This is a genomic window from Methanobrevibacter sp., assembly GCF_036307625.1.
Classification (GTDB): Archaea; Methanobacteriota; Methanobacteria; order Methanobacteriales; family Methanobacteriaceae; genus Methanocatella.
Genome location: NZ_JAXJXF010000104.1, coordinates 1 through 12,582 on the forward strand (window position 1 = coordinate 1; position 12,582 = coordinate 12,582).

The 12,582-nt window shown below is 31.2% G+C and carries 12 protein-coding genes and 1 riboswitch; of the genes, 4 read left to right on the forward strand and 8 right to left on the reverse strand.

Annotation, left to right across the window (positions count from 1 at the left end; translation table 11 throughout):
• Window positions 1-337 precede the first annotated feature (337 nt).
• Window positions 338-835, reverse strand: coding sequence for a phosphatase PAP2 family protein (locus UIB65_RS06820; protein ID WP_330040475.1), 498 nt, complete (start codon window positions 833-835; stop codon window positions 338-340).
• Between the two features lie 545 nt (window positions 836-1,380).
• On the opposite strand from UIB65_RS06820, the gene gatA reads away from it, so the two are divergent.
• Window positions 1,381-2,751 carry an Asp-tRNA(Asn)/Glu-tRNA(Gln) amidotransferase subunit GatA gene (gene gatA, locus UIB65_RS06825; RefSeq protein WP_330040476.1) on the forward strand — a complete coding sequence of 457 codons (1,371 nt, stop codon included), beginning with the start codon at window positions 1,381-1,383 and terminating at the stop codon, window positions 2,749-2,751.
• 322 nt (window positions 2,752-3,073) lie between these two features.
• On the opposite strand, the gene UIB65_RS06830 is transcribed toward gatA, so the two are convergent.
• The 3 genes from UIB65_RS06830 to UIB65_RS06840 form a co-directional block, all read right to left on the reverse strand.
• Window positions 3,074-3,517, reverse strand: coding sequence for a hypothetical protein (locus tag UIB65_RS06830; RefSeq protein ID WP_330040477.1), 444 nt, complete (start codon window positions 3,515-3,517; stop codon window positions 3,074-3,076).
• Window positions 3,510-4,022 (reverse strand): Panacea domain-containing protein, encoded by a 513-nt coding sequence (locus UIB65_RS06835; protein WP_330040478.1) that lies wholly within the window; start codon window positions 4,020-4,022, stop codon window positions 3,510-3,512. The genes UIB65_RS06830 and UIB65_RS06835 overlap by 8 nt, the downstream gene beginning before the upstream one ends.
• Before the next feature lie 526 nt (window positions 4,023-4,548).
• The gene (locus UIB65_RS06840; protein ID WP_330040479.1) at window positions 4,549-5,151 is read right to left on the reverse strand and encodes a hypothetical protein; all 603 of its coding nucleotides are present in this window, start codon (window positions 5,149-5,151) and stop codon (window positions 4,549-4,551) included.
• 670 nt (window positions 5,152-5,821) lie between these two features.
• Here UIB65_RS06840 and UIB65_RS06845 point away from each other — a divergent pair.
• Window positions 5,822-7,315 carry a DJ-1/PfpI family protein gene (locus UIB65_RS06845; RefSeq protein WP_330040480.1) on the forward strand — a complete coding sequence of 498 codons (1,494 nt, stop codon included), beginning with the start codon at window positions 5,822-5,824 and terminating at the stop codon, window positions 7,313-7,315.
• Window positions 7,315-7,722: a hypothetical protein gene (locus UIB65_RS06850; protein WP_330040481.1), complete on the forward strand. Its 408-nt coding sequence runs from the start codon at window positions 7,315-7,317 to the stop codon at window positions 7,720-7,722. Before UIB65_RS06845 ends, UIB65_RS06850 begins: the two co-directional genes overlap by 1 nt.
• Before the next feature lie 5 nt (window positions 7,723-7,727).
• On the opposite strand, the gene ribB is transcribed toward UIB65_RS06850, so the two are convergent.
• Both ribB and UIB65_RS06860 read right to left on the reverse strand, forming a co-directional pair.
• A complete protein-coding gene (gene ribB / locus UIB65_RS06855; protein WP_330040482.1) occupies window positions 7,728-8,411 on the reverse strand; it encodes a 3,4-dihydroxy-2-butanone-4-phosphate synthase in 684 nt (227 codons plus the stop codon).
• 44 nt (window positions 8,412-8,455) lie between these two features.
• A riboswitch (FMN riboswitch) is annotated at window positions 8,456-8,589 on the reverse strand.
• A 52-nt stretch (window positions 8,590-8,641) separates the two neighbouring features.
• Window positions 8,642-9,016, reverse strand: a complete 375-nt coding sequence (locus UIB65_RS06860; RefSeq protein ID WP_330040483.1) for a DUF120 domain-containing protein — start codon at window positions 9,014-9,016, stop codon at window positions 8,642-8,644.
• 221 nt (window positions 9,017-9,237) lie between these two features.
• On the opposite strand from UIB65_RS06860, the gene tfrA reads away from it, so the two are divergent.
• Entirely contained in the window at window positions 9,238-10,881 is a 1,644-nt protein-coding gene (gene tfrA / locus UIB65_RS06865; RefSeq protein WP_330040484.1) for a fumarate reductase (CoM/CoB) subunit TfrA, read from the forward strand.
• Here the strand turns inward: tfrA and UIB65_RS06870 are convergent.
• Both UIB65_RS06870 and UIB65_RS06875 read right to left on the reverse strand, forming a co-directional pair.
• Window positions 10,874-12,193, reverse strand: a complete 1,320-nt coding sequence (locus tag UIB65_RS06870) for an amidohydrolase family protein (protein WP_330040486.1) — start codon at window positions 12,191-12,193, stop codon at window positions 10,874-10,876. The genes tfrA and UIB65_RS06870 overlap by 8 nt on opposite strands.
• Window positions 12,194-12,233: 40 nt before the next feature.
• Window positions 12,234-12,440 (reverse strand): histone, encoded by a 207-nt coding sequence (locus UIB65_RS06875; protein ID WP_292609670.1) that lies wholly within the window; start codon window positions 12,438-12,440, stop codon window positions 12,234-12,236.
• Between the last annotated feature and the right edge of the window lie 142 nt (window positions 12,441-12,582).

Here is a 12,582-nt window from a genome sequence, read left to right on the forward strand (position 1 = left end):
CCCATAAATCTCATTCCTCCAGTCCATCATTATTATACCATTTTCATTCATATCTAAAAAAAAAATGAAAAAACATCTACTCTTTTTTAAAACAACAATTAAAATCACATTTAATTGAATAATATCTCATTTATAATTACCCACATATAAAAAATAATAGAGAGCATTTGAAAAGTAATCGAATAACGAACTCAGAGCAATTTTTCAAAACCAAAACAATTTTTCATACCCAAAGCAATTATTTAATAATCCAATAACAAAAAAAGTATACTGAATAAAAATTCATGACATAAAATAGCCTCAAAAAAAAACGCAAATAAAATAAAACACAATAAAATTAATTAAAAAAGACAGTACACCCAATAGTGCAATTCATCCACAACTTGCAGAAGTTGTGGTATTCTTGCATTTTAAAGATAAATAGTATTATTAAAGAAATTATAAATGCACCTATAACATCGGTTAAATAATGCACACCGAAGTAACAACGAGTAAATGCCAGTAATACAAGACAGAAAATGAAAAAGAATTGCAATCCTTTTGTAATATTGCCCCTAATGATAGATCCTATAAATAATATTGTTCCAGATGTAATATGCCCACTTGGGAAAGAATATCCAGTAGCTGTTTCTAAAGCCTTTTCATAAGGATGGACATTTGAATCAGGCACCCATGGACGATAAACACAAGCCGTAAGTTTTGCAAAACTATTAGCTAAACGAGAAAAGGATAGTGATACTAACAAATATTCTCCTAATTTTTTATCGTAACTCCAGTAAATCATGGCAATTAAAAACAAAATAATAGGTAAATTTCCAAAGTCGGTACAATTCATAAAGAAAGTATTTAAGGAACCCCTACTGATTCACGTATTCCTTGAAGAAATAACAAAAACATAGTAGTAAAAATTTTTATCACCAATTGAACTACCTCAACTTTATAGAAGTTGGGATTCTTACTTCACGGGCTGTATACTCCAATGAGTATAGAATTACCGTGCTATCCCCTTCGTCCCGAAGGTTCGACAGATTCAATCAATATTGCTTTTTAAACTTGGTTATCGTTGAAAAAGTTTAATTTAATTGTATCATTGTCATTTATTATTTTTTTTGTTATCTTGTTATTTAAATTTCATCAAAGAGCAATTGAAACTAAAGCCTGCCTCTGTCAGTTAAGATAAAATATTTAAAAAATCTGAATCCATTTTCATAATATCAGAAATAACATACCAATACACTTAAAATAAAGCAAACTATTTCTTTACATTATAATATGATGTTAGTTGCAACTTCCAATTTTGACTCTTTGAAAAAAAGCAACTATATAAATATTGAAAAACAAACTAATAATATTATAATTTACGATTATTAAGGTGTTTTAATGAACGTTATTGAAAAGTTAAACTCCATAAAAAGTGGAGAAATGACAGCTAAAGAAAATGTTGAAAGCTTCATTAAAGTTATCGATGAAAATAACGAAGAAATTAATGCATTCATTGAATTAAACTATGAAAATGCATTAAAACAAGCAGAAGCTATTGATGAAAAAATCGCAACCGGCGAAGAAGTTGGAGCTTTAGCTGGTTTAGTATTTGGTATAAAGGCAAACATTAATGTTGAAGACATGATTATTTCAGCAGCTTCCAAAACCTTAGAGGACTACATCGGAAGTTACAATGCAACTGTTGTTGAAGAAATTCTTGATGAAGATGGTATAATCATCGGTATTTTAAATATGGATGAATTTGCAGCAGGAAGTTCAACTGAAACTTCCTATTATGGACCTACTCAAAACCCTGCTGCTATGGGCAGAATCCCCGGTGGTTCATCTGGTGGCTGTGCAGCGGCAATTGCAGCGAAAATGTGTGATATCTCTATAGGTTCAGATACAGGAGGATCCATCAGAAACCCTGCATCCCACTGTGGAGTTGTTGGATTCAAACCAACATATGGTGCCGTTTCAAGACAAGGTTTACTTGACTTATCCATGAGTCTAGACCAAATCGGACCGCTTGCAAATGACGTCAGCGGCATTGCATTGGCTTTAAATACAATCGCAAAATATGATAAAACCGAATGTACTACCTTGGACTGGGACAAGCCTGACTTCACTGAAGTATTGGAAGATATATCATTGGAAGGTATGAAAATAGCTGTATGTAAAGAATTCATTGACGTTACAGATGAAGAAATCAACAAAACCGTCAACAAAGCTATTGATAAGTTAGTTGATGCTGGAGCAGAGCTTGTTGAAGTAAGTTTCGATTATATTGACTTATGTCTGCCTACTTACTACCTAATCAACTATGTGGAATTCTTCTCAGCAACCAGAAAATATGACGGAAGAGATTACGGATACAGAATTGAAGAAGTATGTGGAGATGAGGTGCTTAGAAGAATCAAAATCGGTTCACACATTGCTGAAGCAGAATTCAGTGGTAAATATTACAAGCAAGCTTTGAAAGCAAGGTCTGTAATCAGAGGCGAAATAACAAAAATGCTTGAAAACGTTGATTTGATTGTAGGACCAACTGTGCCTAAACTTCCTCACGAAATTGGTGCAGAGCTAGAACCTATGGAAATGTATGCTTACGATATTTTAACCGTAATCGCTAACCTTGCAGGAATTCCAGCAGGAAGCATCAAGGCTGGTGAAGTAGAAAACATTCCAGTAGGATTGCAAATTCAGGCAAAACCTTTAGATGACTTAAAAATTATCAAAGCTATGAGTGTATTTGAAAACACTCAATAACTTCTTTTTTTTATTAACATTTTAAGTATTTTAAAGAATTTGATTAAGAAAAAGTAGGACATATAAAAAACACATAGTTACTCTTTTTAGAGTTTAAGTAATCTGAAATTTCATTTTCATGTAAGCATATTTTTAAAATTTTATTTACAAAAAGTAATGCAGAGAAAAATCGCATACTTACTATTTTGTCAGAATCTATCTAATCAAAAATTTCAATTTTGAGTAAGTATATTTTTAAAATTTTATTTACAAATGGTAACTACAAGAATAATTACATACTTACCATTAAATCAAATAACACTAAGACATCCTTATTCCAGAGTTAATTTCTACTTAAATATTCTTTTTCATGTTCATACAATTCATCATTGATTTCAACTTCTTTTACAAATAGTTCATTTATCCGATTCTTATCAGGAATTTTCTTTTTGTTCTTATGGAACAGTTCAACAAAAATAAATTTACTTTCTTCTTTATCAAAGAGGAATGTTATTCTGAAACCTGAATTTACACCTTTGTTTATTCCTTCACAACGGAACTTCTTAATAATGAATGCAGGCACGTTCACATGATTCTCTAAACCTGCCATACGCATACAAACATGGGATTCAAATTTATCTGATTCCGAAAGATGTTGGATTAAAATATCGTACAAGAGTTTAAAGTCGCTTTTAATTGTAGGGCATTGGTGCCTGGTGAAAGTTTTTTGAAACTCTTTTTTAAATTTATGATGGTATTCAAATGTGTAACCCATGTACTCAGTCATAGTACTCCCTCACAGAATATTCTGGATCCCTATAAAAGACAGCTTCATAATTTAATATTTCGCCGTCTTTTGCTAATCTCCAAGGAATATCACCGTGAGAATATTTACTTATCTCTTCAGAGTAGAAATGAGAAAGTTTATTGATTGTATCGTCCATTACTTGAATCTCATCAGAGGATAATAAACTGATATCCGGATCTGTTAATGAGGAATATTTATATTTTAAATAATTTATAACACGTTCGGAACTCTCAGCTATTTTTCCTTCATCAATTAATTCACCAATAGCTTCAAAAAAGTGTAAAGGAACTGGTCCCATTTGTTTTCTAATATAAGTTTCACCGCTAATCGGTTTTTCATATTTCTCATAATTATCAAAATCAGAAAAATACAATAATTTATATAATACAACCCTAGCAAAATTATCCTTTGTGTGACATCTGCTGATAATGTAGTGTATCATTGATTTAAATTTTTCAGAGTCATAACTTATATTATCATTCATTTAAAAACCCCATTACAGTTTTAAACATTGCAAAAATAATTTCACAGTATAATATATGAAACCGAGCATATAAATAATATCATGTAACCAGTTTTAATATCTCATTCAATACCTTGAAGTTAATTATTATTGAAATTTTAATAATCATTAGTTTATAATCGTTTAAATATCTTTTTATTTGCTTTTAGAACAATTTTACAATATTAAATCAATTTTACAAACTCAAAACAATTTTTAAGAAAAGTTACTAGATTACAAAACATTTGAAAAAATGAAGAATTGAGTAAAACTTCAACTTGTGCAAAAATTGCACATGTTAAAAAAAAGAAGGTAATCATCAACCATCATAAATTTTTTATTTTTAATTAAAACTATTTAAATCACAAAAAATAAGTAATTTAATAAATTTTAAAAAATTAATCATCAACCACATACAATAAATATTTTTGAAATGTGATTTCTTGCAAAAACACAGTATTAAATTGAAATAGTTTTCGAACTGACTTTAATATGAAAAATATTATTCCTAACCCATATCTTTAATTTTCCTTACAAAAAGTATCACTAAAATAATAGCAATAACCCAAGTAACAGCTTTTCTTATAATTGATTCAAAAGATAAATCAATAATATTAAAATTGATCCCATATGAACCCAATATCATAGATATTAAGAAAAATATTATAATTAATGAAATCAAAAGTAGTATACATCCTTTCTTTCTTCTAACTTCAAATGATAAGATTTTATTGAATTTATCTGGAATGACAAATAATATTTGAAAAATTAAGGTAATTAAACCTAAAGTTATTGCCATGGTTAAGTTACTTAATTTAAATGCATTAAAATAACCGTAAATTCCCACAGCCAAACTTAACAATCCATACCATGTTGGAATATAACCTAAAATAATTTCTTCCCCTTCAATACAACTTCCATCATTAAAAACATCATTTCTAAAGTATAATGCCAATGACGGTACAATGAAAGCAGAGGAAAGAATGATTCCTAAATTCAATTGGTTTAAAAAATAACTAATTGTAATTATTGCAATAATGATTCCTGGAACTGAAAATACCATCAATTTAGACAAAAATTCATAAGTACTGCCAAATCTAATATCTGACATGATTTTATATTTCTTTTCCAATCTTTCATAATCCAAAATGTAATAAAACCAAGGACTAAACAAAATGCAATATAATATCCAAATTACAATACTAAAAAAGTCATTTAAATTAATATATGTTAATATGGCCAATAATAAGAGAGGAACAGTGTAAATTAGTATAGAACATACTCTTTCCACCATTGATAAACTTTTAATGTCCAATGGAAACATTATTTTCAATATTCGTGAATTGCCCATATTCACCACATGTAAATTATTTTTGAAATTATTATTACATTTAATTGTATAAAAATCTTGTGCAGTTTAATATTGACACAGCCATTTAAAAAAATAGTTATTTCAAAATTATAATCAATATAATTTAACTAATTGAAAATAAATATAATCAAAATTTAACAATTTAAAAACCATTATTTATATCCTTGATTGAAAAACTCACGATTATTATAAAATAAAGAATCACCAATATGAAAAATCAAAGATTAAATGAATTAAGTTTTAATTACTTTTAGTTACAAAAATAGAAAACTTTATATACTAACAAAAAGTTAATCGACTTGTATTTCCAAGCATCCATACATTAAACATGCCTTGTGATTTTACACTTGAAATACACCTCTAAATTTTATAACTTATAGAGTATAAGTAATAAGTAAGAGGTTATTTTATGACAAGAATAGGACTTGCTTATGTAAGCGGAGCCGTTCCGGGATTTGAAGATTTTGGAAATTTACCGACAGACATCGTGAAAGAAAACGGTTTGATTAATGGAAACAAGGCTTCAAAAGAATTAGATGCATTAATAATTCCAGGCGGAACCTTAATTGAGTCAAATGACATAAATATGGGATTAAATACTGAAATAAAAAAAATGGCTCGTGATGGAAAACCCATTATTGGAATCTGTGCAGGTTTTCAACTGCTTTCAAATCAGATAGACATCGGAAGAAAATCCCCAGTACCTATTGTCAAGGAAGGGCTTGGAATAATAGATGTGAACTTTTCACCGCTTATAACAAGCGACAGAGTAAAGGCAAAGGTATTCGACAACTCATTTTTAGTTAAAAACCAAACTGAAGACGTTAATGGATTCCATACTCATACCTACGGTAAAGTTGAAGGGGATGCAAAGCCCTTATTCTATTCACAGGTTCAAAGGATAAATTATGGTGATACCAACAAAAAAGGAGAGTACAACATCTTTTCTGGAGCATGTAACGATGACGGAAATGTTATCGGTACAATGATTCATGGCATACTGGATGAAAACCCGATTCTTGTAGAAAACCTAAAGCAACAAATAGATATACAGAACCTCGATGACATTTACAATAGAAACAATGAAGTCAAAAAATTTCTACATCGCGAAGTCGGAATCAACAGTGGCATAAAGGTACCCCCAATTAAACCAAACAAAAAACCAAAATACCTGATGATTGGAAGTAACGGATCTGACTCCGGCAAAACTTTCATATTGACCGGTCTGGCAGGTGCAATAAGAAAAAGAGGATACAAAGTTGCACTCCTTAAAGTGGGTCCAGATGTTCGTGACATTATACCTGGACTATATTTGACAAAGGGGAAAATGGAAGATTTCGCTTCAATAAAAATTGGACATCTGGGATGGAAAGATATTGAGTCTACAATAAAAATATTAAACAATTCAGATTACGATATTGTCCTAATTGAAGGAGTGATGAGTGTATTCACCGGACTTCTAAACGAAAAGGTTCCATTTTCTGCAGCAGAAATAGCAATGTCCTCAAAAATTCCAATGATATTGGCTACAGGAGTCAATAAGGGAGGTATAGAATCTGCAGCCGTCGATATTGTAGCACATGAAAACATGCTGAATAAGCTTGGAGTTAGTGTCGAAGCGATACTCCTAAATAAAGTATATAATGAAGATATATTCGACACTGTCAAGCCATATATAATAGAAAATACAAATGTTGAAGATGTTTTAAAACTTCCAAAATTAAAATCTGCCGACATGAGAGGATTTATTCCTGAAGTTGAAATAAGATATGAACTGTTTACAAAATATGCGCTTGATTTGATTGAGGAAAACCTAGACATTGACAAAATAATCAATATGGCTCGTGAAGTAGAATTTGAAAAGATTTACTCATTTGATGAAATAAAAAGAAAAGTGATATAATGGCTCTTAATTTAAGTCCCGAAACAGGCGTCAAACTAACAAAGAAAGATAGGGCACATGTTTTAAAAAAAATGAAACAAGGTTGGAAAGCTAGCTGCATGATACCGGATTATGTCTTTGACGAAAATGGCGATATCCAAATAGCTTCCGACATGAACAGACGTGTTGTGAAAATAGTCAAATTCAAAGATGATGGAATTCACTTTGAAAAGGCACTGAAAAACAAGACACTGAGAATTCCATGGTTTAAAATAATTGAAATAAACACCTCAAAAGAAATAAGAGATGGAATAGAAATTAAGATGAATGATGGGAGATATGTCGCATTCAGCATTTACAATTCATATAAAATAAAACAGATTACAGAATTTATTGCAAATTATATTGTAGAAAAAAAGAATAGTTAAAAATACTATTCTTCTAAATATTTATTAATAATGTCTTCGCCTTTAAGCAAGACAAGCCCGTTTTCTTCAGCATACTTACGAGCATCTGCGATTGTAGTAGCCTGTCCGGTTTCACCATCCATCATTTCACAAACTACACAAACAGGAGTAACGCCAGCTAATTCACATAATGCAAGACCAATTTCAGTGTGTCCTCTTCTATTTTTTACAAGACCGTCGGCTCCTCTTAAAAGACATACATGACCAGGAGACCTGAAAGTAGCTCCGAACTCATCAAATCTTTCCTCTTTCATCATTATTGCCATTTCACTGATAGTCATTGCTCTGTCATGGTCTGTTACACCAGTGAATGATTTTCTGTGATTGGTCCAAATTGAAAATGATGATCTTTCATCGTATGGGATATCATTCGGTGCAAGTTTAGCAAGTTCAGGATATTTTTCACATGCAGCCTGCATAATATCAACCATGAACGGCAATTTAATTTCATCACAAAAATCAGCATGTAAACAGTTGCAGATTAAACCGCCTGCATCATTTCTCATGGTTGCAATTGATTTAGGGGTTACAAATTCAGAAGCGATAATCATATCGACTTCTCCTTCCCTGTCATCATCATCAAAAACTAATACAAATTCACCATTTCTTATAGCTTCCAAAGCTTTATCTAAGTTTGTTTCTTGATTCATAGTAACACTCCATATTGTACTAGAACCAGGGCCAAAAATAACTATTATCTTCTCTTCCATCCGGACTATAACCGTCGGTTTTGGAATCTCACCAAATCAACACCCTTGTGCTCGTGGACTTATTTTATTTAAAAAAATCACCACCGGTGGGGAATTTCACCCCGCCCTGAGAACGTATTAAAAAATATATCTATCATATATAAAATACTTTACGGTAAAAAAAAATCATTTCAAAATTCTATACTAACAATGTCCCCATCATTCAAATTAAGCTTTTCTCTTAATTTTTCTTCTGCAATAAATTCCAGATAATTTTCTTCATGAGTTGTTTTGGCGGGAAATACAATAGATCCATCAATCTGGTCATTTAAAATAGCCCTTATATATTTTACGGCTCCAAATTCTGTATCTGGCTTGATTATATTTTTGCAGTTGTTCTTAATTTCATTAATATCATGCAAATATTTCGCATCGACAATAACATTTAAAGTTCCGGGATATGGTATGAATCCCAAATTTTTTTTAAATTCATTAATGTAAAACTCTTGTGATAGGAAAAACTCCGCCTTTCCCATACCAGTTGTAACTTCACCATCAATTTTCATCAAATAACCTCTCACCAAATTACATAGAGTTTAATATATCTATCAAAATCTTAACTGAAATTTCAATTTAATAAAAGAACACTATAATTCATCATGATTTGATTTAAGAAATATAGATTCAATAATAATTAATTAACTTTTGATAAATAAATATTATTAAGAAATTATTTTAACCAATAAGTATAAAAGTATTACTGATAAAAGTTTACAGGGTAATTTAAATGAATATAAAAACTATCTCTACAGACGTATTAATAATCGGTTCAGGAGGAGCAGGTTCAAGAGCTGCTATTGAAGTTGATGAATCCGGATTAAAAGCAACTATTGTATCAAAAGGTCTTTCATTCAGGTCCGGCTGTACAGGAATGGCAGAAGGAGGATACAACGCTGTTTTTAAAACTGTTGATAAAGATGATTCAATTGAAGCCCACATGGAGGATACTCTAAAAGGCGGAAGCTACCTCAATGACAAAAAACTTGTAGAAATTCTCGTGAACGAATCTCCAAAAAGGTTAATAGACCTTGAAAACTATGGTGCACTGTTCGACAGGCAGGAATCAGGTCAAATAAATCAAAGGCCATTTGGAGGACAAACATATAGAAGAACCTGTTATCAAGGAGATAGAACAGGTGCAGAATTATTAAATGCCCTAAAAGAAGAAATCATAAAAAGAAACATTGAATGCATCGAAGAAGTTATGATTACATCATTAATCACTGAAGGCAATCAGGTAATAGGTGCAACCGGGCTCGATTTAAAGGACTCAAGTTTAATTTATTTCAAAGCAAAATCAGTAATCTTAGCCAGTGGAGGTGCTGGTCAATTATTCCCTGTAACATCAAACACCTTCCAAAAAAATGGAGATGGTTTTGCAATAGCATACAGAGCCGGAGCTAACTTGATTGATATGGAACAAATCCAATTCCACCCAACAGGAATGGTGAAACCAGAATCTAAAAAAGGAGTGCTTGTAACTGAAGCAGTTAGGGCTGAAGGTGGAAAACTTATCAATAAAGATGGTGAAAGGTTCATGCCAAAATATGCTCCTGAAAAAATGGAGCTTGCAACCCGTGACGTTGTCGCCCGTTCAATTTATCAAGAGATTATTGAAGGAAGAGGTACCGAAAGCGGTGGAGTCTACCTGGACATTTCACACTTGGACGATGAATACATAGAGGAAAAACTTGAAACAATGGTTTTACAATTTGAAAACGTTGGTGTAGACATCAAGCATGAACCAATAGAAGTAGCACCAACTGCACATCACTTTATGGGCGGTTTAAAAATTGATACAGATGCATCTACATCACTTGAAAACCTATTTGGTGCCGGAGAAGTCTGTGGCGGAGTTCATGGAGCTAACCGTTTAGGTGGAAATGCTTTAGCGGATACTCAGGTGTTCGGTAAAATTGCAGGTGAAAGTGCTTCTAAAGTAGCCAAAGAATCTGAAATAAAAACAAATGATGAAATGGTTGAAAAAGAAGCTTCAAGAATCAAAAATCTAATTAATAAAGGATCAATTAAACCACAAGAATTTAAAAATAGGATTAAAAACTTAATGTGGGAAAAAGTGGCAATTGTACGTGATGAAAAAGGCCTGAACGAAGCATTGAAACAACTTTTAGAAATGCAAAAAGAGTTGAAAAACCTGAATGTAAGGGATATAAAGCAATATAACGATGATTTAGTAACTGCCCTTGAAGTAACCAACATGGTTGAAATTTGTATTTTAATCGTAAAATCAGCAATATTGCGTAGAGAAAGTAGAGGAGCACATTACAGATCTGACTTCCCTGAAAGTTCAGATGAATGGAAAAGAAGCATTATTGTAAACAAAAATAAAATAAAATTTGAAGCTAGATAGAAGCTTCTTTTAATTTTTTTAATTCTTCAATAGCTTTTCTAGCTTTTTCATAAATTTCCTGTTCATCCAAAACAACTAATTTCTTATTTTCCATTAATATTTTACCGTCACAAATAGTGGTATCAACATTTGAACCGTTTGCGGAGTAAATAATATTAGAACTTAAATTAGAACTGTTTGGAACCATATTAGCCGAATTGGTATCAATTAAAATAATATCTGCTTTTTTACCTACTTCAATAGAACCAATTTCATCATCCAAATCTAAAGCTTCAGCACCTTTAATTGTACCCATAGCCAATGCTTCATCAGAAGACAATGCCTTAGGATCAAGTGTGGAAACCTTTTGAAGCAGACTTGCTGTCTTTAACTCTTCGATTAAATCTAGATTGTTATTTGAAGAAGCACCATCAGTACCTATACTTACGCAAATATCATTTTCAATCAGTTTGGAAACAGGAGCAATTCCTGAAGCTAATTTCATGTTACTGCATGGATTATGTGAAACCTTGACATTGTTTTTCTTAATGATTTCAATTTCATTATCACTTAACCATACGCTATGAGCGGCAACGACATCAGGACCTAAAAATCCGATTTTATCTAAATATTCAAAAGGTCTTAGACCTTTTTCATCCAATAAATCATTGATTTCCTTTTCGGTTTCGGAAACGTGAATATGAATACCCATATTGTATTCATCTGCCAACTGACGGACTTTAATCAACAATTCCTCTGATGCAGTATAAGGAGAATGAGGTCCGAAAAATACTTTAATTCTTCCATTTGCCATGCCATTGCAATTTTCAAACAAGGAAATATTCTCATTGAATTCGTTTTCCCTTTTTTCAGCATCTCCAAAATCAATCATTCCATATGATAAAACCGCTCTGATACCCGCTTCATCCACTGCACGTGCAACATCTTCCATGTAAAAATACATGTCGCTGAAGGTTGTTGTACCTGATTTGATTAGCTCAACAGCACCTAATAATGCTCCAATATAACAGTATTCTCCATTTAGATTCGCTTCCATTGGCCATATATGATCATTTAACCAGCTATCTAAACTTAAATCATCTGCTAAACCTCTAAACAAAGCCATGGATAAGTGAGTATGAGTGTTAATAAATCCAGGAAGTAATATTTTTCCGCTAGCATCAATGACTTTATCGACATTGCTGTCATCTATATCCTCTGAAATTTCAGAAATTATATTGCCTTTAATTAAAAGAGATTGTTCATTATTTTCAAAATTATTATTTGGACTTAAAATTAATGCATTTTTAATCAATATAGTATTATCATTCATAATAACACCTAAAAAAATAAAAAAAGGAATAAAAACTTATTTATAAGTTTTTAATAGCTAATTTAATATCATCAGCTTTAATAGTTTTACGTTTTGCGATTTTAGCAACTTGAGTAGCTTCTTTAGCAACATTACGAGCAACTTCTTCAACGTAAGCAGCTAATTCAGCTTTTGCATCTTCGCTTACTCTTTCAGCACCAGCTTCTTTAATGATTCTAGCGATAGGAGCTTTTGGTATTTCAGACATAATTTTCACCTCATAAAATTCATTAAAAACTTAAGATTAATAAAGTTAATCGTAAGTTAAATATACATTATAATACGACTTAATATTTAAATATTTTGCTTAAATGAGCAATTAAATATAAAAATAAGAATATATATTAAAA

Bases quoted from the DNA above. Each gene is read 5' to 3' on its own strand.
- UIB65_RS06820 (WP_330040475.1), bottom strand. From the start codon at position 835: ATGAATTGTACCGACTTTGGAAATTTACCTATTATTTTGTTTTTAATT.
- gatA (WP_330040476.1), top strand. From the start codon at position 1,381: ATGAACGTTATTGAAAAGTTAAACTCCATAAAAAGTGGAGAAATGACA.
- UIB65_RS06830 (WP_330040477.1), bottom strand. From the start codon at position 3,517: ATGACTGAGTACATGGGTTACACATTTGAATACCATCATAAATTTAAA.
- UIB65_RS06835 (WP_330040478.1), bottom strand. From the start codon at position 4,022: ATGAATGATAATATAAGTTATGACTCTGAAAAATTTAAATCAATGATA.
- UIB65_RS06840 (WP_330040479.1), bottom strand. From the start codon at position 5,151: ATGTCAGATATTAGATTTGGCAGTACTTATGAATTTTTGTCTAAATTG.
- UIB65_RS06845 (WP_330040480.1), top strand. From the start codon at position 5,822: ATGACAAGAATAGGACTTGCTTATGTAAGCGGAGCCGTTCCGGGATTT.
- UIB65_RS06850 (WP_330040481.1), top strand. From the start codon at position 7,315: ATGGCTCTTAATTTAAGTCCCGAAACAGGCGTCAAACTAACAAAGAAA.
- ribB (WP_330040482.1), bottom strand. From the start codon at position 8,411: ATGAATCAAGAAACAAACTTAGATAAAGCTTTGGAAGCTATAAGAAAT.
- UIB65_RS06860 (WP_330040483.1), bottom strand. From the start codon at position 9,016: ATGAAAATTGATGGTGAAGTTACAACTGGTATGGGAAAGGCGGAGTTT.
- tfrA (WP_330040484.1), top strand. From the start codon at position 9,238: ATGAATATAAAAACTATCTCTACAGACGTATTAATAATCGGTTCAGGA.
- UIB65_RS06870 (WP_330040486.1), bottom strand. From the start codon at position 12,193: ATGAATGATAATACTATATTGATTAAAAATGCATTAATTTTAAGTCCA.
- UIB65_RS06875 (WP_292609670.1), bottom strand. From the start codon at position 12,440: ATGTCTGAAATACCAAAAGCTCCTATCGCTAGAATCATTAAAGAAGCT.